This is a genomic window from Selenomonas sp. AE3005 (assembly GCF_000686945.1).
In the GTDB taxonomy this organism is placed as follows: Bacteria; Bacillota; Negativicutes; order Selenomonadales; family Selenomonadaceae; genus Selenomonas_A.
Genome location: NZ_JMME01000007.1, coordinates 119030 through 141337 on the forward strand (window position 1 = coordinate 119030; position 22308 = coordinate 141337).

The 22308-nt window shown below is 52.3% G+C and carries 25 protein-coding genes and 5 tRNA genes; 3 read left to right on the forward strand and 27 right to left on the reverse strand.

Annotation, left to right across the window (positions count from 1 at the left end):
• Window positions 1–34 precede the first annotated feature (34 nt).
• Genes DL94_RS0106740 through murI form a run of 4 tightly spaced genes read right to left on the reverse strand, consistent with a single transcriptional unit; the run spans window position 35 to window position 2557 of the window.
• Window positions 35–694, reverse strand: coding sequence for a coenzyme F420-0:L-glutamate ligase (locus tag DL94_RS0106740; protein WP_028129511.1), 660 nt, complete (start codon window positions 692–694; stop codon window positions 35–37).
• A 14-nt stretch (window positions 695–708) separates the two neighbouring features.
• Entirely contained in the window at window positions 709–1260 is a 552-nt protein-coding gene (locus DL94_RS0106745) for a hypothetical protein (protein WP_028129512.1), read from the reverse strand.
• A 15-nt stretch (window positions 1261–1275) separates the two neighbouring features.
• A complete protein-coding gene (locus DL94_RS0106750; RefSeq protein ID WP_028129513.1) occupies window positions 1276–1719 on the reverse strand; it encodes an acyl-CoA thioesterase in 444 nt (147 codons plus the stop codon).
• Window positions 1720–1777: 58 nt separating this feature from the next.
• Window positions 1778–2557 carry a glutamate racemase gene (murI, locus tag DL94_RS0106755; RefSeq protein WP_028129514.1) on the reverse strand — a complete coding sequence of 260 codons (780 nt, stop codon included), beginning with the start codon at window positions 2555–2557 and terminating at the stop codon, window positions 1778–1780.
• A 206-nt stretch (window positions 2558–2763) separates the two neighbouring features.
• On the opposite strand from murI, the gene DL94_RS0106760 reads away from it, so the two are divergent.
• A tRNA-Ser gene (locus DL94_RS0106760) sits at window positions 2764–2852 on the forward strand.
• A gap of 4 nt (window positions 2853–2856) precedes the next feature.
• Window positions 2857–2947 (forward strand) — tRNA-Ser (locus tag DL94_RS0106765).
• A 160-nt stretch (window positions 2948–3107) separates the two neighbouring features.
• Here the strand turns inward: DL94_RS0106765 and DL94_RS0106770 are convergent.
• The 4 genes from DL94_RS0106770 to DL94_RS0106785 all read right to left on the reverse strand — a co-directional run bounded on the left by DL94_RS0106770 (window position 3108) and on the right by DL94_RS0106785 (window position 3983).
• Window positions 3108–3183 (reverse strand) — tRNA-Thr (locus DL94_RS0106770).
• Between the two features lie 7 nt (window positions 3184–3190).
• Window positions 3191–3266, reverse strand: a tRNA-Thr gene (locus DL94_RS0106775).
• A gap of 7 nt (window positions 3267–3273) precedes the next feature.
• Window positions 3274–3349 (reverse strand) — tRNA-Thr (locus DL94_RS0106780).
• Between the two features lie 67 nt (window positions 3350–3416).
• On the reverse strand, window positions 3417–3983 hold the full coding sequence (locus DL94_RS0106785) for a hypothetical protein (RefSeq protein WP_156031716.1): 567 nt from the start codon (window positions 3981–3983) through the stop codon (window positions 3417–3419).
• A 125-nt stretch (window positions 3984–4108) separates the two neighbouring features.
• On the opposite strand from DL94_RS0106785, the gene DL94_RS15605 reads away from it, so the two are divergent.
• Entirely contained in the window at window positions 4109–5233 is a 1125-nt protein-coding gene (locus DL94_RS15605) for a chemotaxis protein CheB (protein ID WP_028129516.1), read from the forward strand.
• Window positions 5234–5314: 81 nt separating this feature from the next.
• Here the strand turns inward: DL94_RS15605 and sdaAA are convergent, their stop codons facing one another.
• The 19 genes from sdaAA to DL94_RS0106885 all read right to left on the reverse strand — a co-directional run bounded on the left by sdaAA (window position 5315) and on the right by DL94_RS0106885 (window position 22272).
• A complete protein-coding gene (gene sdaAA / locus DL94_RS0106795) occupies window positions 5315–6190 on the reverse strand; it encodes an L-serine ammonia-lyase, iron-sulfur-dependent, subunit alpha (RefSeq protein WP_028129517.1) in 876 nt (291 codons plus the stop codon).
• A gap of 17 nt (window positions 6191–6207) precedes the next feature.
• A complete protein-coding gene (sdaAB, locus tag DL94_RS0106800; RefSeq protein ID WP_028129518.1) occupies window positions 6208–6870 on the reverse strand; it encodes an L-serine ammonia-lyase, iron-sulfur-dependent subunit beta in 663 nt (220 codons plus the stop codon).
• A gap of 63 nt (window positions 6871–6933) precedes the next feature.
• Window positions 6934–7821: a 4-hydroxy-tetrahydrodipicolinate synthase gene (gene dapA / locus DL94_RS0106805; RefSeq protein ID WP_028129519.1), complete on the reverse strand. Its 888-nt coding sequence runs from the start codon at window positions 7819–7821 to the stop codon at window positions 6934–6936.
• A gap of 110 nt (window positions 7822–7931) precedes the next feature.
• Entirely contained in the window at window positions 7932–9020 is a 1089-nt protein-coding gene (aroB, locus tag DL94_RS0106810; protein ID WP_028129520.1) for a 3-dehydroquinate synthase, read from the reverse strand.
• Window positions 9013–9543, reverse strand: a complete 531-nt coding sequence (locus DL94_RS0106815) for a shikimate kinase (RefSeq protein WP_028129521.1) — start codon at window positions 9541–9543, stop codon at window positions 9013–9015. Before DL94_RS0106815 ends, aroB begins: the two co-directional genes overlap by 8 nt.
• A 5-nt stretch (window positions 9544–9548) precedes the next feature.
• On the reverse strand, window positions 9549–10709 hold the full coding sequence (gene aroC / locus DL94_RS0106820) for a chorismate synthase (RefSeq protein WP_028129522.1): 1161 nt from the start codon (window positions 10707–10709) through the stop codon (window positions 9549–9551).
• A 92-nt stretch (window positions 10710–10801) separates the two neighbouring features.
• Window positions 10802–11365, reverse strand: a complete 564-nt coding sequence (pilO, locus tag DL94_RS0106825; RefSeq protein WP_028129523.1) for a type 4a pilus biogenesis protein PilO — start codon at window positions 11363–11365, stop codon at window positions 10802–10804.
• On the reverse strand, window positions 11337–12548 hold the full coding sequence (locus DL94_RS0106830) for a PilN domain-containing protein (RefSeq protein WP_028129524.1): 1212 nt from the start codon (window positions 12546–12548) through the stop codon (window positions 11337–11339). Before DL94_RS0106830 ends, pilO begins: the two co-directional genes overlap by 29 nt.
• Window positions 12523–12999: a hypothetical protein gene (locus DL94_RS0106835; RefSeq protein ID WP_156031718.1), complete on the reverse strand. Its 477-nt coding sequence runs from the start codon at window positions 12997–12999 to the stop codon at window positions 12523–12525. The genes DL94_RS0106830 and DL94_RS0106835 overlap by 26 nt, the downstream gene beginning before the upstream one ends.
• Window positions 12941–13537, reverse strand: a complete 597-nt coding sequence (locus DL94_RS0106840) for a hypothetical protein (protein ID WP_197020720.1) — start codon at window positions 13535–13537, stop codon at window positions 12941–12943. The genes DL94_RS0106835 and DL94_RS0106840 overlap by 59 nt, the downstream gene beginning before the upstream one ends.
• The gene (locus DL94_RS0106845; RefSeq protein ID WP_028129527.1) at window positions 13470–13853 is read right to left on the reverse strand and encodes a hypothetical protein; all 384 of its coding nucleotides are present in this window, start codon (window positions 13851–13853) and stop codon (window positions 13470–13472) included. The genes DL94_RS0106840 and DL94_RS0106845 overlap by 68 nt, the downstream gene beginning before the upstream one ends.
• Window positions 13843–14364 carry a pilus assembly FimT family protein gene (locus DL94_RS0106850; protein WP_028129528.1) on the reverse strand — a complete coding sequence of 174 codons (522 nt, stop codon included), beginning with the start codon at window positions 14362–14364 and terminating at the stop codon, window positions 13843–13845. Before DL94_RS0106850 ends, DL94_RS0106845 begins: the two co-directional genes overlap by 11 nt.
• A complete protein-coding gene (locus tag DL94_RS14410) occupies window positions 14348–14950 on the reverse strand; it encodes a prepilin peptidase (protein WP_051586354.1) in 603 nt (200 codons plus the stop codon). The genes DL94_RS0106850 and DL94_RS14410 overlap by 17 nt, the downstream gene beginning before the upstream one ends.
• On the reverse strand, window positions 14919–15347 hold the full coding sequence (locus DL94_RS0106860; RefSeq protein ID WP_028129529.1) for a type II secretion system protein: 429 nt from the start codon (window positions 15345–15347) through the stop codon (window positions 14919–14921). The genes DL94_RS14410 and DL94_RS0106860 overlap by 32 nt, the downstream gene beginning before the upstream one ends.
• 161 nt (window positions 15348–15508) lie before the next feature.
• Window positions 15509–16981, reverse strand: coding sequence for a glycoside hydrolase family 32 protein (locus DL94_RS14415; protein ID WP_037371472.1), 1473 nt, complete (start codon window positions 16979–16981; stop codon window positions 15509–15511).
• Window positions 16982–17017: 36 nt separating this feature from the next.
• The gene (locus tag DL94_RS0106870; RefSeq protein WP_081798779.1) at window positions 17018–18346 is read right to left on the reverse strand and encodes a hypothetical protein; all 1329 of its coding nucleotides are present in this window, start codon (window positions 18344–18346) and stop codon (window positions 17018–17020) included.
• 76 nt (window positions 18347–18422) lie between these two features.
• Entirely contained in the window at window positions 18423–19697 is a 1275-nt protein-coding gene (locus DL94_RS0106875; protein ID WP_028129532.1) for an oligosaccharide MFS transporter, read from the reverse strand.
• A gap of 29 nt (window positions 19698–19726) precedes the next feature.
• Complete coding sequence (locus tag DL94_RS0106880) at window positions 19727–21103, reverse strand: glycoside hydrolase family 32 protein (protein WP_028129533.1); 1377 nt, start codon at window positions 21101–21103, stop codon at window positions 19727–19729.
• Window positions 21104–21297: 194 nt separating this feature from the next.
• Window positions 21298–22272 (reverse strand): LacI family DNA-binding transcriptional regulator, encoded by a 975-nt coding sequence (locus tag DL94_RS0106885; RefSeq protein WP_028129534.1) that lies wholly within the window; start codon window positions 22270–22272, stop codon window positions 21298–21300.
• Window positions 22273–22308: the final 36 nt, after the last annotated feature.

Consider the following 22308-nt stretch of genomic DNA (forward strand, 5'->3'; position numbering starts at 1 on the left):
AAGCCTCCCCTTAGGGGAGGCTTTACATAGCCAATTATTTACTTTCCTGATACTGCTTGTAGTTCTTGATAATGCAGATAGGCGTCTTTTGCGAGGCATTGCCAAAAGGATTATCAATCAGGAGGTTGCGGGCGATTTCCCCGTCCACACCATCAGTAATGCCTACCACGCGGCTGCGTTTCAGGTCATTAACGTCAGCAATCATAGCGCCAAAGCAGCCCAGACGTTCCTTAATGCGTTTAACAACTTCGTACGGTTCGCCCGGTCCGTAAACAATGCACTTGTCAAACGGCGGCATAGTGCCCGTTACGTCATCAATCATGGCCGTTTCCTTGCCGCCCCAGACGTAGAACATACCGGACTTGCCAAAGAGTTTGGCCACAAAACCGGCAAAGAGGGCAAAAGCTACACGCCATTTGCCTTCCACATCCATCAGGGACTGCATGCCATGCGGCGAGGCCAGGGAGCCATAGTCCGGGATAAAGCGGCAGCAGAACTGCGCCAGACCGGAAATCTTCAGGTCCTCAGGACGTACAAAACGTCCCTGCGTAATGGCCACTACGCTTTCTGCGCAGCAAAGCAAGTCATTTTCGCCAATTATATCTTTCGTGTAATGCTCAATAGCATCAACAATATCGTCTTTTTCCGTCAAGATGCGCGTCGGCACCGGAATAAGTTTCATTTCGTCCTGCATTTTTCAGTGCCTCCTCAATCTTTTACCAGCTGTACACCGGCCAGTTTGGCAATTTCCTCAGCCGTAATGGTGATACGGATTTTCTTATAATGCTGGGGCATACGGCCCGTTTCCTGCCAGATTAAATCCAGCGGCAGGTCCACCATATGAGACAGCGCCTCATCAAGGCTCATACCCTTGCGCGGCGTGAGTTTAACCTTGGCATAGATATTGAGGGAATCTTCCCCACCTTTGTAGCCCTTGCACTGAATGATAACGGCCTCGAAGTAATCGTCCTCACGTACTTCGCCCTCACGCTCAGCCTTGGCGCGCACTTCAATGCCATCGTACTGCTCATACGGCAGCTGGCTGCGGCAGATAGCGTCCATAATCGTGGCACACTGTTTGCCTTCATTATAAAAGCGCAGTTTCTTGGACAGCACCAGACTGTTATCGTCCTTGCTTTCAAGTTCTACGGGGATATCTTTATCAATGTGAATATCCTCCAGACCAACATGAGCAAAATAAGCGTTAACTATCAGGATAAGTACCAGAATAGCTAACAGCGCGAGCGTTAAAAATTCCACTATAATTCCTCCCTATTATCCCTGCACTTCTGCCGCTGCCAAAGCCTTTTCCTTTTCCATAGCAGCCTGCAGACGTGTGTAATACTTCTCCGGCAGGCGGGCGATACGGCCCGTTTCCTTGCTGGTGTACACATTTTGCGATTTTCCCGTCACCAGCACCTGGCCATCCTCCTGACGGTAAATGCGGTATTTAAAACACATTTTCGCCTTAGTCAGGGCCGTAGCCGTGGTTTCAATGACGAGATTGTCATCGAATTTTCCCGGTGACACATATTTCGCACTGATATCCGTTATGGGAAACACATAGCCGTCATCCATCATTTCCGTCAGCGTAATGCCGATGGAGCGCAGGTATTCCACCCGGCCGATTTCAAACCAGCGGATGTAGTTGGCATGATGAATCACTGCCATGGCATCGGTATCATAGAAATTTACATGATGATAAGCATTTACCGGCATAGCAAGTCCCCCTTAACATACATTGTATAGACTAGAACAAATAAACTGCAAAGTCAAGTCAAATCCTGTACATCTGTTCCAGCCGTGACAGATATTTTTCCAGACGCTTTAATTCGCTATCATCGGTAACCCGGCGGCCGGAATAAAAATACTCCACGGCCGGCGTCTGTTCTTCCAGCTGATTGCGCTCCCGCAGACGGCGGATAAGTTCCCGGACCGTGCCTTCATTGCCATCGACAAACTGTACATTCTCAGGCAGCAGCTGCCGCATGGTATCCTTGAAATAGTTGAAATGCGTACAGCCCAGCACCAGTGCCGAATAATTGGCAAAATCAAACGGGGCCAGCTGCTCCTTCAGGTAATCCGTAACAGCCGGGGAATTAAACTCCTGCCGTTCGGCAAAAGTCACCAGCTCCGGCAGGGCCAGCCGGTCCACCAGATGGTCCTTGTCCACCTTTTCAATTAAAAGCTCCATCTTACGGCCCTTCACGGTAATCGGCGTAGCCGTCACCAGCACCCGTTTCGTACCGTCCATGTCCAGGGCCTTTTTAGCCGCCGGCTCCATACCGATGATGGGCACATCGTACAGGCTGCGCATCTTAGCCACAGCCACCGAAGTTGCCGTATTGCAGGCCACCACAATGGCTTTTACGTCCTGCTTAAGCAAAAAACGGAAGGCCTTGTCCACATAGTCCTGTACCTGTTCTTTGGTCTTGGTGCCATAGGGCACATTATCCTCATCAGCATAAAAGACGAACTGCTCGTGCGGCAAAACCTTCATGGCATGGTGCAGCACCGACAGGCCGCCCATTCCCGAATCAAAAAAAGCAATTTTCACTGCTTACACTCCTCAAAGTTGTCAGATCCTTACTATAGATAACAACGTATGCTATTATAGCGCAATTGCCCCAACTTTGCCAGCAGAAAAATCCCCCTGCCGGCAAAACATCACCCCCATAGGCAACTCAGCTGCCAGACCTGCAAAAAAATAAGTATTCCTTGACAAATATCCTGCCAAAATGCTATGCTAGTTATGTTTGTTATGGAGAGGTACTCAAGTGGTTGAAGAGTCCGGTCTTGAAAACCGGTAGGCTCGAAAGGGTGCGTGGGTTCGAATCCCACCCTCTCCGCCATAACGGAGTGGTACTCAAGAGGCTGAAGAGGACGGTTTGCTAAATCGTTAGGCTGGGTAACCGGTGCGGAGGTTCGAATCCTCTCCACTCCGCCACTATGAATTTACAGAGCTGCAAAATTTGCAGCTCTTTTTTCTAAACAGAAAACAGGCCCACTGGCCACGAAAACGTATCCCCGGCCAGTGGGCTATTAGCATACTAATGAAAAAAATGATAGTAAAAAAGCCCCGCATAAAGCGGAGCCTTAAATCTCGATGGAGCTGATTATAGGATTCGAACCTACGACCTGCTCATTACGAATGAGCTGCTCTACCAACTGAGCTAAATCAGCAATATTATGGAGCTGATTATAGGATTCGAACCTACGACCTGCTCATTACGAATGAGCTGCTCTACCAACTGAGCTAAATCAGCAATATTATGGAGCTGATTATAGGATTCGAACCTACGACCTGCTCATTACGAATGAGCTGCTCTACCAACTGAGCTAAATCAGCGTGTCGTTGCTCTCGCAACTAACATAAAATATTATACGCGAGAGCAACCTGTCTGTCAATCATTTTTTTAAAATCTTTTTAGACCGCACCAGCCGTCCTCATTATGCCAGAACACCTGAGCACGCCAATCCATGTTGCCGTAGCCGTCATAACTGGTCACAACAAGCTGCTGATTCTCAATAGTGGATTTGAGCTGATGCCAGCGATTGGTGCGGAATCCCAGATTAGCAAAGCTGTTCCATGATACATAGGTCGTCCACACACCATTATGTTTCCCTACCAGCCAGTAGCCGCAGCTTTTGCTGTCACGGGTAGCATTGATTTCAAACAGGCGCTTGGCCGGTTCCGTAGTTTCAATCGCCCTGACGCTGAACTCTACACCGCTCTGAATACCGTCAAAACTGCTGAAGGACAGGAAGTCCTGCTTGCCATCAGCACTCATCAGGCGCAATACCTTGCCATCAGAAACAAATTTAATCTTAGCACCGTCCTGGTCACTGGCCGTCACCGTTTTGCTGCCAACGGCCATTTCCTGGCTGACACCCGTAACACTCATAGCGTCCGCCGGTGCAGCTCCCCAGATAAACAACGATGCTGCGAAAGCACATGCAAAAGATTTTACCAATCGATTCATAAATGAAACACCCCTTATAAATTATCTCTAAGTTAATATTCAACACTCCTTTCCATATTCCTCCTACCTATTACAGTTAAATTATGCTACAATATATAGGAATAGTTTTACAAGCGGAGGAGAATATGCGCAATCTACGTATACTCGTGATTGACAATTCCATAACTTTTAAAGACTCACTGGTACAGGAGCTCAACCGCCGGCTGCCTCCCGGCAGTCTGGTGGAGCACGCCTCCCAGCCGGTAGACGCTCAGGGAAAACTCCCCCTGTTCAAGCCTACCATCATCGTGCTGAATTTTGCTCTGGCCTCCGCCATCGTGAATCATGAAAAATTTCTGCCGCTGCTCGTAAAATCAGCGGCCAATACCCCCATTATCGCCTACGGCATACTCGATAACAGTCAGACTACAGCTAAACGGCTGGGGGCCACAATTTATCTAAAAAAACCGTCCACTGGCCAGCCCATGAACGGTTTCTTTGATACCCTGATCAGCAACATTCTGGTCATTCATACACAAAAAGGTGCTGCCAATACGGATATAGGCGCAGGAGCTATAGTCACCAAAGAAATCTGGAAGGCAACCAAACCTGCGCCACCGCCCACTGTGGAAAAACAGCATGCAGAGCAGCGGACAGCAGCGCCAAAAATCGAGCCGTTTATTACTTCCACGGCCAATAAGAACGACATAAATCTTATCGCCATCGGTGCCTCCACCGGCGGTACAGAGGCCATCACCAAGGTATTGCAGGGACTGCGGCCGCCATTACCGGGCATCGTCATCGTCCAGCATATACCGCCAATGTTTTCCAAATTATTTGCGGAACGCCTCAATCATGAAAGCAAATTTACTGTCAAGGAGGCTGTCAGTGGTGATGTGGTCATGCCTAATCACATCTACATTGCTCCCGGCGGCAAACATATGACCGTAAAGCGCATGGGCAGCCAGTACATGCTCGAATGCAAGCCGGGACCGCCGGTGCACAGCGTCTGCCCTTCCGTAGACGTTCTCTTCGACTCCGTCGCCGCTGAGGCCGGCAGCCGTGCCATGGGTGTTATCCTGACCGGCATGGGCCGCGATGGTGCTGACGGACTTCTGAACATGCGCCAGCAGGGTTCCCATACCTTGGGCCAGGACGCCGCTACGGCCACTGTTTACGGTATGCCCAAAGCCGCTTATGAAATCGGTGCCGTAGAAAAACAACTGCCTCTGAATAGTATTTCCCTGGCCATCTTAAAACTGGCCCAGTAAATAATAAGGGCTAAAGCTGAATACAAACATATAAATCAAGCCCCCGGCTTTTACAAGCCGGGGGCTTATTGTTTATCCACATCATACCTGCGGATAGATACGTTTTGTCAGAGCTTTGGCGGTAGGCGTTGTCGCCAGGCCGCCTTCGCTGGTTTCACGCAGACTCTTGGGCAGTGCCTTGCCAATACGGTTCATGGCGTCAATGACTTCATCTACGGGTATCACCGACTCCACGCCGGCCAGGCTCATATCCGCCGCCAGCATGGCCTCCACTGCGGCAAAACCGTTGCGCTTGACGCAGGGCACCTCCACCAGTCCGGCCACGGGGTCACAGACCAGGCCCAGCAGGTTTTTGATGGCTAAGGCCGTGGCATTGGCTGCCGCCTGCGGACTGCCGCCAGCCAGTTCCACCAACGCCGCTGCTGCCATACCGGCAGCCGTGCCGCACTCAGCCTGACAACCGCCCTGAGCGCCGGCAATGGAGGCGTTCTGGTCTACCACCATGCCAATACCGGCAGCTGTAAACAGGGCCATAACAATGGCCGCGTCCGGCAGATTTTTTTTCTGCTGTGCCGCGTACAAGGCCGCCGGCACAATACCACAGGAGCCGGCGGTCGGACAGGCAACAATCCGCCCCATCACGGCATTGACCTCACTGATGCCGACAGCATAGGCTGCAGCCGACAGGACCTGCCGTCCCATATAGCCCTTATCCTGATAATCATACAGGCGCTTGGCGTCACCGCCGGTAAGGCCGCTTAGGGATTTTTCCTGATTGCTGATGCCGCGCTCAATAGAGGCCTTCATCACCTGCCAATTTTTCTCCATAGCCGTGACAATAGCCGTTCTCTCCTGCTGACTGACATGGATTTCATGCTGAATTACAATTTCATGCAGGGGTACCTGCTGCGCCCCGGCCAGGGCGACCAGCTCCCCGATGGTATTAAAATTGACCACGTTATCTCTCCTACATCTTAAATGGCCGGAATGGCAAAAGCATAATCCACGGCCTTGCTCTGCCGGCACTGCTCCACCACTTCCGCCGCCGGTTCTTCATCCAGCTCCATAATCATCATGGCGGTTTCGCCCCGGTTCTGCCGGGACACACGCATAAAGGCAATGTTGACATTGGCCTCTGCCAGCAGTTTTGTCACCTGGGTAATTACCCCGGGACAGTCATGATGAATGGTAATCAGCGCCGGATAACGCCCGGTAAGTTCCACATTATACCCATCGATGTTGGTTATCATGATATTGCCGCCCCCTACAGAGGCCCCCCGGACTCTGGCAGTGCGCCCGCTCGTGCCCACGAGATATATCACGGCGGTATTGGGATGGGCGTCCTCGATATTCACTGTCTGAAAGCTGCAGCTCATGCCCTTTTGCGCAGCGATTTCCAACGCCTCACGAATACGCTCGTCCTCCGGGGAAAAGCCTAAAATACCGGCGATAAGGGCCTTGTCCGTACCATGTCCCCGGTAAGTCATGGCAAAGGAACCATGCAGGTTTATTTCCGCTTTGGCCGCCTCTTCCCCCAGGATTTTTCTGGCCATAAGTCCCAGGCGCACCGCGCCGGCCGTATGGGAGCTGGATGGGCCAATCATCACCGGCCCCACAATGTCAAATACTCCGTGCATATTATTCCTTCCTATCGGCAAAAAGAGCTGCCCCTGTAAGGGACAGCCGTTTTGCAGCAGTTATTACTTTATCAAGCCATGACGGCGCAGGGAATCTTCCAGCTGTTTTTCGTGCTGGGGTTCCATTTCACTGAGCGGCATGCGCAGGGGACCTGCGTTATAGCCCAGCTTGCGCATGGCAACCTTTACGGGAATGGGGTTCACTTCGCAGAACAGAGCATCGATGAGGTCAGCATACTCGACCTGCATCTGCTCGGCCTTTTTCGTATCACCATCAAAGAACGCCTGACACATATCATGCGTTTCCTGCGGCGCAACATTGGAGAGGACGGAAATAACGCCCTGACCGCCGAGGGACAGAATGGGGATAATCTGGTCGTCATTACCGGAGTAAATTACCAGGTCATCACCGACAGCTGCACGCAGGCGCAGGATTTTGGACAAATCGCCGTTGGCTTCCTTCACCGCCACGATGTTGGGGTGCTTGGACAGCTGTACATAAGTATCCGTCGTAATGCCCACACCAGTACGGGAAGGCACATCATAGAGGATAATCGGAATGTTCACCGCATCAGCAATAGCCGTGTAGTGAGCAATGAGGCCCTTCTGCGTGCATTTATTGTAGTAGGGCGTAACCACCAGCAGGGCATCGGCCCCCACACTTTCCGCATATTTTGACAGGTCAACCGCATAAGACGTTTCATTGGAACCTGTGCCGGCAATAACGGGCACACGTCCTTTCACATGGTCAACAGCAAATTTTATCGCGGCACGATGTTCTTCATCGCTCATGGTCGCAGATTCACCCGTCGTACCCGTGATGATAATAGCGTCGGTATGGTTCTTTATCTGGTCATCGATAATGCGTCCCAACTCCGGGAAATTTATACCGTCCTCGGTATAGGGCGTAATAATAGCTACGCCGGCGCCACGGAAAATCGGTTTTTTCATGAAAAGGCCTCCCCCTACGGATTATTCTTATTTTCACTGTCTTTAATTATCACATGATAGCCTGGGAAAGTCAACGACGTAATCCTGCAAAAGCACTACTTGCGCAATATTCAGCAGGCTTTGCATTTGTTCATTGCTGCACGTACCACAGACTCCGGCACATCATTACGGCACAGAACCTTGCCAATGCTCGCCATCAGCACCCAGTTCACCTTGCCGCCCACAGTCTTTTTATCATGGAATATATCACCGTACATCGCGTCCACCGTCACAGCCTCCGCCTTAAGCGGCAGCTTGTAAGCCGCGATAAGGCTCTCCAGGCGCCCGGCCTCTGCCTCAGAGATAAGCCCCAGCTGGCAGCTGATATCGGCAGCCCCGGCCATGCCGATGGCTACAGCCTCACCGTGATTGTAACGGCTGTAACCTGTTTCCTTTTCTATCGCATGGGCGATGGTATGTCCGAAATTCAAAATCCGGCGCAGGCCGGCCTCCTGCTCGTCCTGACTCACCACCGCGGCTTTTATCTCGCAGGAACGCGCAATGATATGCGTCAACGCCTCCGGCTCCCGGGCCGAAATGGCGGCCTGATTTTCCTCCAGATATCTAAAGAACTCCTGGTCGTAAATAACACCATACTTGATTACTTCGCCCAGTCCCGTGGCCATTTCCCTCTCCGGCAGGGTGCGCATACAGTTGAGGTCCATAAACACCGCCTGGGGCTGGTAAAAAGCACCGATGAGGTTTTTCCCGAGCAGGTGATTTACTGCCACCTTGCCGCCCACACTCGAATCGACCTGAGCCAGCAAGCTGGTCGGCACCTGAATAAAGGGCACACCGCGCATGTAGGTCGCGGCGATAAAGCCGGCCAAATCTCCGACCACGCCGCCGCCCAGGGCAAAGATGGGCGACTTGCGGTCCAGCCCCAGTTCAATGGCCTTGGTATAGAGCTCGTCCGCTGTCTTTAAGGATTTGGAACTTTCCCCGGCCGGTATCACTGCCAATTCCGTCTTCAGACCAGCCGCCTGTAAAAGCGACTGCAGCCAGCTGCCATAGAGCGGACCGACATTGGTATCTGTGACAATCAATCCCTGCCCGGAAAAAGCTGCCCTGCTGACAAAATCCCTTATTTCTGCGTCTATGCCGTAGCCAATAAAGATATCATAACTTTTCGGCCCTAAATCCACGCTCACCTTACGCATGAAGAACACCTCTTATCTTTAATGTCTTGGTTATGTTCTCCACAACCTGCAGTGGGGATAAGTTACTGGTATCCACGGCAAAATCAGCCTGCTCATAGAGTGCCGCCCGCTCCTGCAGGAGTTTTTCCACGGCCGCCCGGCGGTCGCCCTTATCGGCACCGTCAAGCACCGGCCGGGTTCCCCTGGCCTGCGTACGCTCCAGCACAGCCTCAACACTGGCCTTAAGGCAGACTATCGTACCGCTTTCTTTCAGGGCGGCCATATTAGCCGGATTCTTCACTGTACCACCACCGGTGGAAATAACCGCATTGCGCCGTCCGGCCAGACGCACAGCCAAATCATGCTCCAGCTGCCGGAAATGCTCTTCCCCAAATTTGGCAAAGATTTCCGGGATAGGCATGCCGGCCTCCTCCTCGATTTTTTCGTCCATATCAATAAAGGCACAGCCCAGACGGGAGGCCAGCATTTTGCCGGTACTGCTTTTGCCGGTGCCCATAAAGCCAATTAAAATCACATTGCGCATAAGGTTCACCAGGCCTTTCCAATGCGTTCATTATAAGCAGCCAACGCCTTTTTCACATCAGTCATAGCGTCACCGCCAAACTTCTCACAGATGGCCTGCGCCATGACAAAGGCCGCCATGGATTCGCCCACCACGGAGGCTGCCGATACGGCGCAGGTATCACTGCGTTCCTTGCAGGCCAGCACGGCCTCCTTGGTTTCGATATCAATAGAGTTCAAGGGTGTCATCAGTGTCGGAATGGGTTTCATTGCCGCCCTGACAACAATTTCCTCCCCGTTGCTCATGCCGCCTTCCAAACCGCCGGCCCGATTGGTCTGCCGGTAAATCTCGCCGTCAGCGTGGCGGAAAATCTCATCATGAATCTGACTGCCCGGCAGGTCAGCGCAGGCAAAACCGGCACCAATTTCCACACCCTTGATGGCCTGAATGGACATCATAGCCGCAGCCAGTCTGGCATCCAGCCGGCGGTCCCACTGAATATGCGTGCCCAGTCCCACCGGCACACCGCGGACGATAACCTCAAAGGTGCCCCCCAGCGTATCGCCGTCTTTTTTCGCCTGGTCAATTTTAGCCTTCATGGCCTTTTCGGCCTCCCTGTCATAACAGTTCAGCTCTGAGCCGATATCCTGACCGATTTGTGTCCGGTCAATCTTGGCACTGTCCACCTGCACACCGCCGATATTGACCACCTGCGAAACCACTGTTATCCCCAGTTCACGCAAAAATTCCTTGCACACAGCCCCCACAGCCACACGCATAGTCGTTTCCCGGGCACTGGAGCGTTCCAGAATATCGCGTACATCGTGGCGGTCATACTTCTTCACGCCGGTCAAATCCGCATGACCGGGACGGGCTGCCGTTACCTTTTCCCCCTCAGGTTCGCCAAAAGCGGCCATACGTCCCAGCCAGTTGGCAAAATCCTTGTTAACGACCTGCAAGGTAATCGGGCCGCCGATGGTTTCGTTAAACCGCACCCCGGAAAGCACTTCCACCTTATCCGTTTCTATTTTCATGCGTCCGCCCCGGCCGTAGCCCTGCTGACGACGGGCCAGGTCCCTGTCGATATTTTCCTTATGCAGCCTCAGTCCTGCCGGTAAGCCTTCCAATAAAGCCGTCAGGCAGGGTCCGTGGGATTCTCCAGCAGTCAAAAAACGCAATTCACTCATACTTTACACCTCATCCGTAGCAAATTTACACATTTATGTATAGTTTAGTGTATCATTGTGTATAAATCAAGTTCTATATATAGTATTTTTGTCTATTTGTCAGATACAGCGTAAATATTAAGCCACAACGTGCCGTCAATTTTGCCCGACTGCGCCTGCAGGGCCATATCTTTCACGGTGACCAGCCGCTCACCATCACGCAGTCCCTGCAGGAAGGCCAGCAGGGAATAATACGTGCCGCTGACGTGTACCTTTACGGCCATCGTACTGTATTCCCTGCCAGTTTCGACGCCCTGCGGCGCCAGTCCCAGCAGCTGAATCCCGCAGTTTTGCGCCAGACGTTCTGTCCCGGCCCAGAACTGCCCCTGCGTCATTTGTGCTGGCAGGGCCTTGTCCACCAGGGCCTGCCGCTTGTCCAATTCCTGTAAATACGTCTTGTCATTTATATGAGCGTTGCTAAAGTTGCCAATTTGAGTCACCTTGCCGGCCATGGCTGCAGCCTGTCCGTGCATTTCCTGAGCTGCTGCCTGCAGGGGAATATGAATAAACACATAAAAGCCCAGCCCTGCCAGCAAGCTGCCGCCTAGTCCCACAGCGGCTATTTTCTTTGGTGTAAATTGATAGTTTCTAAGTCTTAGCTGCCACTGTTCCAGCATCAGCTTTCTCTCCCTTTTCAATCCGCAATTTGAAGTCTATACCCCGACTTGGCAGCGCGTTCTTTCCCGGCCTGGTTCCGGCCTCCTCCAGAGTTACACCATCAGGGAAAAACTCCCGGTCGCTTTCCAGACCGGCCATAAATTCTGCCAGGGCGTCATAGGTCAAAGCCCTGCCGGTTATATGCAGGCAGTTGTTTTCGCTGTTCAGTGCCGTTATATACACACCCTCGGCGGTTTTCAGCCCTAAATGGACCAGCAGCGGATACCAGGCAGTATCTTCCTCGGCCAGCTTTTGCAGCAGTTTTTCGCGGACGGCCAGTTTTTTACGTCCGGCCTGCCAGCTGTTCATATTCTCCGCCTCGGGAGCCAGCCGCTCCAGTTCGGCCTGATAATAAGCCTGTTCCCGGACGGCAGACTGATAATGATAGATATCGGCACTCAGCACCATGCCGCCCCAGACCAGCAGCAGGGCAAGATAGGCTGTGGCCAGCCTGCCCCAGCACAGGCGTTCCCGGCGGCGCCCCCATAAGCCCGGCAGCTGTTCTTCCTGCGAATCAGCATAGCCCACAAAAGCCTGCATGACCTGTGCCACGGCGGCATTATCTACTGCGTCCGCCTTACCTGCAGCATAACGCCAGACCGCCTCTGCCGGCTGCTGTCCGCCCCAGCTGCCGCCGATAAGCACATCGGCCAGTGTCAATTCCGCTGCGGCCATATTGGCCTGCACTTCCTGCAGGTAATCCTTCCTGACGGCAGCCACAAAGGCGCAGTTGTCCTTCTCCGGCACCAAGCGGCTGCGCACAACAAAGGACTCGGCCGCCAGCCCCCGTTCCCCCAGACTGGCGTCCAGTTCCCAGTATGCCGCCTCCTGCCACTCCCCGGCCCCCAGCTGTGGCGGCAGCTTGACTACATAGCCGATAACTTCATTTGTGGGCACCAGATAGAGCTGCGGAATCTGCTGCCAGCCGCGCCGCAAAATTTGCAAAGCTGCCCATTCCGCAAAATTTTCTCCCGTCGCCTCCTGAATACACTCCTGCAACATCCAGCCGTAAGCAGCTGCAGCATTTTCACTGCGTACCAGATGGAGCAGGCCCCAGCCTTCACCCAGCTGGGGACAAAGCAGCAGATAGTCCTGGTCAGGCAGTACGAAGAAGGCCTTAAGGCGCCCAGCCCAGCCAAACATATTTATCCCCCTCCTTTTTCAGCACGCCTTTAGCCATGACATGTACCTCCGCCGCTTTCCCAAATTCTGTCCGGCGGTCAAAGGCCGTGGCGATGATATAAATCAGGCCCTTGTCCTTCAGGGCATAGCCTGCCACTGCCTCCTCATTGCTGCCGGTAGTTCCCAAATAAATTTTCGCCCCGGGCTGCAGGGCGTCCAGTTCCGCGCTGCGTCTTTGCAGGGCCAGATAATTTTCCTCCACGGCGCTTTCCGCCCGGAACCGCAGTTCCGTTTCCCGGGAAAAATCGCCGGCCTGCCGTGCCCCCTGCCCGACATAATACAACAGCCCCTGTCCGAGCAGCAGCATAATCAGCAGCCAGCACAGCGCCACCCAGGAAACAATCCCCTGCTGTCTAAGGCAGCTGCTCTGCCGGCTTATGGATATACACAGCTGCCGATACGGTGTACTCATGACCTGTTACCTCACTTCTGCCTGTCAGATGCAGGTTATACACTTCCGGATATTCCGTATCTGCCACCGCTGAAAAATCCGTAATCGTGACTCTGGCCAGCCCATGGTCACCTGTCAGCGGTGCGTCATTATAACCCCGAACCAGCTTGCTGGTTCCCGTCATTTCATGCAGGTAATAGCTGATATCCAAATACTCCTTCCCTGACTCTTCAGAGCGCAGGGGATTAGTCCTCCGCCGCAGGGTAAAACCCTGCCGGCCGCCGTTTAAAGACTTTATTTCCGTCCCAGCAGCTGCCTCCCCCTGCAGCCTGACCATGGCCATTTGCACTTCCTGCACCAGCTCTGCGTCTGCCAAAGTGGTAAAGTATGTTTTAAAACTCCACATAAACAGCGCCGTCATAGTCACGAGCAGCATGGTCAGCAACGGCACGGCCACCAGGCCCTCCAGGGTGATAAAGCCTGCCTGCTGTCTAGTGCCGCACCAAACAGCGGCTGAATTCCCGGCTGCCACTTCCGCCACGCCCCTTCCAGGATACATACACCACCGCCTGCACATTTTCGCCCTGCCGCTGCTGCCGGCTATAGACCTCATATGTCAGCCTGTTTTGTGTCAAATCTGCCGCCTGGCCCAGATACGCGCTTTCACCCGGCAGGCTGCCCGTCTTATCCAGTTCCGCCTGCAGATAAGCGAGCTGGGTGCCAGCCAGAAAATTCATCGCGGCCGTTGCCGTCCCGGAACTTTGCAGGCGTACAGACTGCACATACAGCCCGGCTGCAGCTGTCATAAACAGCAATATCATGGTCAGCAGCAAAGTTTCCCACAAAAAATAGCCGCGCTGCTCATCAGCCCCCATGTTGACCACGCTCCATTCTGATACGTCCGCCCTTGCTAATCATAATCCGCCGCCCTTCCTGCTCATAACCCTGATAATAAATCAGAATCGTCATCATGGACTCCACGCTCCGCGGCGTCCCTTCCTGGGAAAAAGCAATATCCGCCCGCGTGGCGTAGGTTGTATTGTCCTCCTTGACCGCCTTTACCCCGGCCAGATAGGCATGACGCTCCAAGGTACGCATATTGCCTGCCATTGTAGTATACCGGCCTTTTTCCAGCACCAAATGCACAAAGGTGTCCGCTGAACTATCAGCCCCGTATTTCCAGGCACTGCTGCCGCTTACCCGGCTGAGTGACTGGCACCGGCGTATGTCGGCCAGCAAATGTTCGGCCTCATACTCCACCGCCGCCTGCCGGTAAAACTTAAACACACCCGGAAAGGCCAGTGCTGCCAGCACCGCCATAATCATTATCACCAGTGTCAATTCCCACAATAAGAGGCCCTGCTGACCTTTACCATAAGCTGACATATAGCGCCTCCCAAAAACGCCAGCAGCTGTCCCCCCAGACAAAAGCCAGAACCGCCCCCAAGGCCAAAAAAGGGCCAAAGGGCAAAGCTGTGTGCCTGGTCATTTTTCCCTGCAGCAGCCTGAACAGGCCATAGGCAGTTCCCAGACAGGAACTCAGCAGCAGGCAGAGAATGATATTCTGCCACCCAAGCCAAGGCCCTAGCGCAGCGATTAGTTTTACATCGCCCAGTCCCAGGCCGCCATGTGACAACTGCCTGACAGCATAGAGCAGACCGCCGCCCAGCAAGCTGCCGCCCACGGCCTCTAGCCAGGTTACTGCACCACAACTCAGGGGCACTATCCCCAAAACAAACAACAGGAGCACCAGTGAGTCATACAGCAGGCCATAGCGATAGTCGCCTAAAGCCAGTAAGGCAAGCACCGCCGCTAAAAGCCAGGCCGGAAAAAACTTATCCAATGGCAGGGTCAGCAGCAGGCAGGTAGCTGCTGCCATCAGCAGACACCAGCTGTCACGCAGTTCCAGCCATAACGCTCCGCTGAACCGTTCGGGAATCTCAGGGCGTAGTTGCCGTTGTATTTTTGCCATTGCCAAATTCCTCCGCCGTATGTCCGTCACAAGTAGCCCTTACGCCCTCATTAGCGGTTTTACTGGCAGTATCAGCCGTTACAGCGTAAGTCGTGGCTTTGATAGCTGTCACTCCCGACTCTATCAGCCGGCAGTTTCCGGTAGGCGGTTTCAAGTTGTCCGCATTGCTGATATATGGCGACAAATCACCGATACTGCTGGGTACAGTTCCCTTTTCCAGCTGGTACACCGCAATGGCCGCGTCCAAAGTATTCAGGTCACTTTGAATCTTGGCCGTATTGGCTGTCACCAGCATGGAAGAAAACCGCGGCACAGCCATCGTGGCCATAATGCCAATAATCATGACCGCAATGAGCACCCCCAACAAGGAAAAACCTGCCTGTTTAGAATCCAACATCTGCACTACCTCCTCACTCGTTGTACATTCACTCTAATTTTATCCTAATGTATTTATTCTTCTATAGTGAACATATTATTCCTGCCATTATGGAAAAACTCGCAAAAAAATACCGCCAGCAGACCTCACCACAAAGGTGAGATACTGCTGACGGTAATCAGTTAAAATGTACTGCTATTAAGTTCCGACAGCACAACATCACTGTCTACAGAGAAGATACCCCATTGGTGCTCAGGCAGCGCATACATGCGTGTGCTGAGTGCCATCTGGTCATTGACATACAGCACAGCTACCGTATCATCAATCAGCAGAGTGAAGTTATAGCTTTCTCCCGGCTGGAGGCTGACAGGGACAGCCAGTTCCGGATTGGCCTTATTTATCTTAGACGTATCCGTATTATAGAAAGCTACCTGCTGTTTTGCCTGGTCAAACACGAGATTGAGCGAGCCGGTCTGCTGCGGGCCGACATTGAACATCAGGCCGAATTTGCCCTGCTGTCCGGACGGCGTAAAGCGTCCCGTGATTTTCTTGATACCGCTCAGCTTGGACATCACCACATCGGCATACCCTTTACCGCTGAATTGGTAATCGTAGCCTGTGGCGGTCACATTCCCACTCTGCGTCAACGGTGTCAACTTTTCGGCCTTACGCAGGCGTTCTACCGCCTTGGTCACCGGTACCGGGTAAAGTGTACCATCCGGACGCTGTTTAAGCTGGTGCGTTACCATATTGCCGGCCCAGTCCGTCGGACGTTTATCGAGTCCGTCCCACTTGGTCGGCGTCCAGCCTACAAGGTAGAGGTCATTCTTGTCCTGCGCCAGTTTGCCGGCATAGAAACCACTGGCGTCAAAATAATCCTGTGCCGGTTTCTCAAACGGCCCCTTGGAATCCTTGGCCATACGGTAATGCACCACACGAGCCGGCCACTGGTCGGAGAAGGTCAGATACCAGTAATCGCCATACTTCACGAGTGTCGGACATTCCATATTGGCATCGCTGCCCATATCGTTTTCAAATAATACACCCTTGTCCTCCCAATGCTTGAGATCCTTGGAGGTATACAGGGCGATTACGCCGCAGGGCTTTTGATTGCGTGTCGTAATCAGCATCCAGTATTCATCATAGTCAGCATTGTAAAATACATTCGGGTCACGGAACGTATCATCATAGATGTAAGGCTTGCTGCCCTGGAAGGAATCCTCCGGTATTTTCTGCCAGCTCACAAGGTCACGGCTGACGGCATGCATAATATTTTCTTTCGGCATGCTGCGCCAGTTAAAACCGGTGTAAAATGCATGGTAAATCCCATCTTTATCCTGAACTACAGAGCCGGTGCCCAGCGCCGAATCCTTGGCAAATTCATTATCGGTATCGTAGGGAATTACTTTGCTGTCATGGTGATAATCCGTGAAATCCTTCGTTGTCCACAGGCTCCAGGGGTGAAAGCCTGTATCACCATCACGCATATCTTCCAGATAGAAGATACGGAACTGCTGTCCATCGTAAAACGGCATGGTATCGCCCACCCAGCTGTATCCGGAGTTGGGGAAAAGCGCCGGATAAGCGCCGGCCTGTGAACTGACCATGCAAAGACTGGAAGCGGCCAGCAAGGCGGCCAAAATCTGTTTTTTCATTTTATGTCTGCCTTCTTTCATCAAATAATAAGCCGCTTAGAAATACATTTCCAACTGAGTGCGGAGGAAACTGTAATCTTTCTTTTCCCCATCATGGTTACCACCATGATTATCGGGGTCAAAAATTCCCAGCTTACCGTATGTATAATGAAGCAACAGCTTGGTATTACGCACAGGCACGTAATCAAGACCAATTCGTATGCCGTTAAACTCACCGGCACGATAATCCCAGCGGTTTAAGCCATTACTCTTTTCATCGAGCTGCGGGGTATCATCACCACGAGTAACATCTACGATATCATCATTAAACCAATTGCTCATCCCAGTATGGCCGCGTTGCAGATATTTTTTGATATAAAAATCATAGGAACCGGGAACATCCGGGCGAGCTTCTTTGTACTGCAACTGAATAAAGTGCGACTTATTCAAAGTTTCTGAATCAGATTTAGCGATGCCTGCCGTCAGCTTCAAATCACGGTTCAGCTTGGTATCAAAGCCCATAGACCAAGTTTTGCGTTCCAAATGAATGTCGCGCATAGTCATTCGCCCGTAATGTGCGCTAATATTCGTATTCTTCGCCACAGGAATTACGCCCATCAGCGACAACATCTGCGTATTTTCATAGTACTGATCCCAGACATTTTTTGTGTTTTCCGTATCTCCGTGGAATGTCTGGCTGGTCGATACACCAGAACTCAGGGTAAACTCTGCCTTCCGCCCCCATTTAGTCGGGATGCCATAGTTGACCTGCCAGCCGTTTACCTTTTCATCATAGGTGAACTTATAGGGGGATTGCAGATAGAAGCGCCCCAGCTTAACATTGACATCGCCAACACGCCCCTGTGCGTAGAGCTGCAGAACCGGCCTTGATTTTCCATGCTCTTTGTAAGCGCCCGTATTGCTGGAAAGGTCATTTTCAAACTCATGTTCGCTGTGCAGCGACCAGCGGTCATTTATGCGGTGATTTACAAACAGATTGAGCCAGACAGATTTTCTATCCGTGCCATTGAAGTCAGAAAAATTATGCTTGTCCCATCTGAGACGCCCATATCCGTGAATATCTACTTGCGGTTCCCAGCTTCTTTTCTCCACCTTTTTCATGCGCTTTTCCAAGCTGCCCAGCTGGGCGTTGAGTCTATTTTGCAGTTCCTGCGCCTGCTGCAGCTGCTCCTCCAGCTGGCGACGCATCTCCTGCAAAGATTCCTGGGTTACAGGTTCATTGGCGGCCTTTGCCTGATTTACGGTCTCCGGATTCTGTTCTATCGCCGTCAGCGTATCCATGGCCGCCGGCTGTGCCCCGGCCACGCCGCATGAGCCTAATACCAAGGCCGGCAGCAGGCCGCCCATAAGCAGATTCTTCTTCATTATGCTTTCACCCTCCAAAAAGGGAAACGTCACTTTCCTGCAACATTTCAGTGACGTTTCCTGTACCATCAAACTTTTATGCCTCCAGTGGCTGACCTTCTACATCACGGTCATCTTTTTTCAGAATGCAGAATGCATACAGCGTAGCCACCAGAACAATCCCGGCAATCGTCAGGAACGTGCTCTGATAACCGATGCTGTCACGCAGGCTGCCCAGCGGTACAGAGAAGATGATACCGCCCACAGAGGCCGCAATCTGGAAACCAACCATATACAGGGTGGCCGATACACGCGTATCAAAGTGCAAGGTGAAATAACGGAAGATTGCCAGTACAAAGAGTGCCGTTTCCGGTGCATGCAGAAGTTTAATCAAGCCAATTCCGAGCGGAGTCGAGGCCAGGCCGCAGCCGCCAATACGGCAGATCATAATGAGGCAGCCCAAGAGTAAAGCATTGCGCACGCCGATTTTTTTCATCAGCACCGGCACCAGGCCCATCATCAGGAATTCCAGGAATACCTGTACAGAGTTCAGGATACCATAAGCCTGCTGTCCCTCTTCCGGGGTAGCAAAGAAACGCGTGAAGAATTCGGGGAACATCTGCTGGTCAAATACGGTGTAGAACGTCCAGCTTAAGATAACAAAGATAATGATTTTCCAAACATCAAAGATACCAAAAACCTGAATGATTTCCTTAAGGGAGGGAGATTTAACCGCCTTATTGCGTTCCTCGCTGTTCTCATAGGCAGCGATATTTTCTTCCTTATTCTCCGGTTTCATGAGCAGCAGCACTGCCAAGAGAACTGCCGACACAGCCGAGCCGGTCCAGAACACCAGATACGGATTGATAGTAAAGAGGAAACCTGCGGCCAGAGCCGACATTGCATAACCAAAGGAACCCCAGGCCCGGGCCTGTCCATATTCGAAACTATAGCGGCGGCTGAGTCTTTCCGTCACCGCCTCAAACACCGGGCAGGCAGCCAGATATGCCACTGCCAGATACACAGCACCAACCATGGCACCAACATAGAAGTTGCTTTCCAGCATGGGTACATATACCCATGTAAAGAATGGTGCCAGCAGCACCTGACAGCCAACCATGGCAATCAGCAGGTGTTTTTTCAATCCGAGCTTATCCTGCAGCGAACCGTAGACAAACATCAGTACCAGCGCTACGGCCGAACCAAACGTGTAAATCGTGCCGACCTGAGCTCCCGAAAAGCCCTGTTTGGTCGTCAGCCAAATCTGGAAGAAAGACCACCAAATCCCCCAGCCGGCAAAGAATAAGAGAATTTCCAGTGAACCCGTCCGATAAAACGGATTACGTAAAGCTTTCGAAAAAATATTTTGCATGATTATCGTCCCCTTCAGGTTTCTCCAAATCAATACTGATTACTTTCGCTCTCCAACCGCCAAGCTTTGGCCTGATTAGCAGCCTTAGCCAGCAGGCGGCAGTTTACATCATTTTCCCAGTAAATGCGTTCGGTAAACGTCAGTTCCCCGTCAGCCACAAATATTTCCGCCGAACTTCTGTCGATGAAGATTTGCAGTTTCAACGGTTCACCGCTGCGTAATACCGCTGCGCGTTCGCCATCTTTCGTGTTGCGGTTTATCACGAAACGTCCGCCGGGCTCGAGGCTCAGCTGCAGGCTCTTGTCGCCATCGGTCAGCAGGAGCAGTACGCCTTCGGCCTTTTCCGTGAAGGCCAGTTCCAACTCTGCCAGCCGGCCCAGCTTGTAATCACGGTCAGCCTCCAGTGCCCCGTCGACCAGCACATCCTGCCGCAGTCCCGTAAGTTCCCTGATTGGCTTCTGCAGCACCCGGCCATCTTTTACTGACAGCTCACGCGGCAGCGTCAGTGCTCCGGCCCAGCCATCTTCAATTTCCGGCATGGGCGAATCCCAGGCATTCATCCAGGCAATCATAACGCGCCGGCCGTCCGGCGTCAACATCGTCTGTGTCGCATAGAAGTCATGCCCGTTATCAATTTCCACAAAGCCATCATGCTGCAGCTTATTATCCTCAACATTGCCCAGCAGGTAACCCGTCTGATTCAGATTACGGAACCTGTCGCCGTCTGCCTCCAGCCCCTGCGGAGACATCAGCAGGATATCCTTGCCGTCCAGATGGAAGAAATCGGGACATTCCCACATGTAACCTTCCGTTTCCTTTGTCTTGGCCTTGCTCAGTTCCGTTGCCAGTTCCCAGTGCAGTAAATCCTTGGAGCTGTAAATCAGCGCCCGGCCGAGGCCGTCAATATCCTGACTGCCCAGCACCATGTAGAAGGTATCGCCTTCCTGCCAGACTTTCGGGTCACGGAAGTGTTTCGTATTGCCTGCCGGTGTCTTTAATACCGGATTAGCACCGTACTTCGTGAAGTTAATGCCGTCCTCACTCCAGGCCACTCTCTGGTCCTGATAGAAATCTTCCGGGTCAACAGCATTCGGTGTATGATGGCCTGTGTAAATCAGCCAGAGCTTATCATCATAAACCACCGCACTGCCGGAGAAACAGCCGTTCTCATTTTCGTCCGGTTCTAAGGCTGCCGGCAGGGTTTCCCAGTGAATCAAATCACGGCTGCGGGCATGTCCCCAATGCATGGGGCCCCACTGGGCTGCATACGGATAATACTGATAAAATATATGATACCAGCCTTTGAAGAAAGAAAAACCATTCGGGTCATTCATCCAGCCACCTGGCGTCATCAAATGGTACCCCAGACGGTATCTCTCATTCGTGATTGGTATAGGCTTTTTCATAGACATGCGCTCCCTTGTTTCGTCAAGATTGTCTTACTTGCTCTTTTTGAACCGGTTCATTGAACCGGTTCAAAAAGTATTTTAGACTCATTTAAGTCGGTTGTCAATGGGTTTATAATATATTTTTTAATGATTTAATTCCGACAATTTTGACAATAGCTGTGTTTTGCCGCCGCAACGGGGCTGCCTGCACCTCAGCAGGTTTCCCCGGGCAGCAATGACGGCGGCAATACCAGCGGCAGATTATCCTGCTGACCATTTATCATCGCGACAATCTTTTGGGCTGCCGTTTCAGCCAGCTCAAAAATCGGCTGACGCACAGCCGTAAGCCGGCAAATGCCGTTCTGGGTAATAAACGTGCCATCATAAGCCACTAACTTCAGCTGCTCCGGCACCTTTATGCCGCGCCGCACAGCCACTTCCAAACAGCTGGACACCGATACATCAGAACCGAGTATGCCGTCCACATCGCTGTATTCGGCAAAGATTTTTTCTGCCAGTTCCAGCGACTCCTTAAATCCAAACGCATTCCAAGGCAGGGATACGATATCAGTACGCACGCCGTGCGCCTGCATAACTTCATTGAACGCCTGATGATATTCACCGGCCGGTGTCTTGACCTTCTGCGAACCGGAAATTTCCACGATATGCTGACAGTTATGCTGCAAAAACGCCTGCGCCGCCAGTCTGCCCCCCAGCATATGGTCAGCATGTACCACCGGAATATCCGGGCTTAAGTAACGGTCAAAAGCCAGCACCGGCTGTTTCAACCCCTCATAGATGGACGTGTCGAGCGAATGCGCCCCCATGATAATACCGTCCATATTCTGCCGCTGCAGCATTTCAATAAAGACATGCTCCGCATTTTTCTTTTGCCGGGTACAGCAAAGCATTGTCTTATACCCCAGCCGGTACAGCGATTCTTCCAACCCTTCCACGAGTTCAGCGAAAAACGGATGTGCCACTGTCGGAACAATAATCCCTACCGTCATCGTACGTTTAAGCGATAAACTGCGGGCCATTTCACTGGGTACATACTGCAGTTTTTTTACGGCCTTCTGTACCTTTTCCCGAATTGCCGGCGACCCGTAATCGGCATGATTAAGCACCATGGAAACCGTACCTACAGATACCCCTGCCTCCTTCGCTACGTCACGAATCTTAGCCAAACTTACCACACCTCCTGCTGCATTTTTACTCAACAA

Excerpts from the sequence above, each read along its gene's own strand:
- DL94_RS0106750 (WP_028129513.1), bottom strand. The coding sequence starts at position 1,719 with ATGCCGGTAAATGCTTATCATCATGTAAATTTCTATGATACCGATGCC.
- DL94_RS0106850 (WP_028129528.1), bottom strand. The coding sequence starts at position 14,364 with ATGTCAGCTTATGGTAAAGGTCAGCAGGGCCTCTTATTGTGGGAATTG.
- DL94_RS15605 (WP_028129516.1), top strand. The coding sequence starts at position 4,109 with ATGCGCAATCTACGTATACTCGTGATTGACAATTCCATAACTTTTAAA.
- pilO (WP_028129523.1), bottom strand. The coding sequence starts at position 11,365 with ATGCTGGAACAGTGGCAGCTAAGACTTAGAAACTATCAATTTACACCA.
- aroC (WP_028129522.1), bottom strand. The coding sequence starts at position 10,709 with ATGAGTGAATTGCGTTTTTTGACTGCTGGAGAATCCCACGGACCCTGC.
- sdaAB (WP_028129518.1), bottom strand. The coding sequence starts at position 6,870 with ATGCACGGAGTATTTGACATTGTGGGGCCGGTGATGATTGGCCCATCC.
- aroB (WP_028129520.1), bottom strand. The coding sequence starts at position 9,020 with ATGCGTAAGGTGAGCGTGGATTTAGGGCCGAAAAGTTATGATATCTTT.
- DL94_RS0106830 (WP_028129524.1), bottom strand. The coding sequence starts at position 12,548 with ATGTTTGGCTGGGCTGGGCGCCTTAAGGCCTTCTTCGTACTGCCTGAC.
- DL94_RS0106875 (WP_028129532.1), bottom strand. The coding sequence starts at position 19,697 with ATGCAAAATATTTTTTCGAAAGCTTTACGTAATCCGTTTTATCGGACG.
- DL94_RS0106870 (WP_081798779.1), bottom strand. The coding sequence starts at position 18,346 with ATGAAGAAGAATCTGCTTATGGGCGGCCTGCTGCCGGCCTTGGTATTA.
- DL94_RS0106740 (WP_028129511.1), bottom strand. The coding sequence starts at position 694 with ATGCAGGACGAAATGAAACTTATTCCGGTGCCGACGCGCATCTTGACG.
- DL94_RS0106815 (WP_028129521.1), bottom strand. The coding sequence starts at position 9,543 with ATGCGCAATGTGATTTTAATTGGCTTTATGGGCACCGGCAAAAGCAGT.
- DL94_RS0106860 (WP_028129529.1), bottom strand. The coding sequence starts at position 15,347 with ATGTTGGATTCTAAACAGGCAGGTTTTTCCTTGTTGGGGGTGCTCATT.
- DL94_RS0106845 (WP_028129527.1), bottom strand. The coding sequence starts at position 13,853 with ATGGGGGCTGATGAGCAGCGCGGCTATTTTTTGTGGGAAACTTTGCTG.
- DL94_RS14415 (WP_037371472.1), bottom strand. The coding sequence starts at position 16,981 with ATGAAAAAACAGATTTTGGCCGCCTTGCTGGCCGCTTCCAGTCTTTGC.
- DL94_RS14410 (WP_051586354.1), bottom strand. The coding sequence starts at position 14,950 with ATGGCAAAAATACAACGGCAACTACGCCCTGAGATTCCCGAACGGTTC.
- dapA (WP_028129519.1), bottom strand. The coding sequence starts at position 7,821 with ATGAAAAAACCGATTTTCCGTGGCGCCGGCGTAGCTATTATTACGCCC.
- DL94_RS0106880 (WP_028129533.1), bottom strand. The coding sequence starts at position 21,103 with ATGAAAAAGCCTATACCAATCACGAATGAGAGATACCGTCTGGGGTAC.
- DL94_RS0106840 (WP_197020720.1), bottom strand. The coding sequence starts at position 13,537 with ATGTATCCTGGAAGGGGCGTGGCGGAAGTGGCAGCCGGGAATTCAGCC.
- DL94_RS0106835 (WP_156031718.1), bottom strand. The coding sequence starts at position 12,999 with ATGAGTACACCGTATCGGCAGCTGTGTATATCCATAAGCCGGCAGAGC.
- DL94_RS0106785 (WP_156031716.1), bottom strand. The coding sequence starts at position 3,983 with ATGAATCGATTGGTAAAATCTTTTGCATGTGCTTTCGCAGCATCGTTG.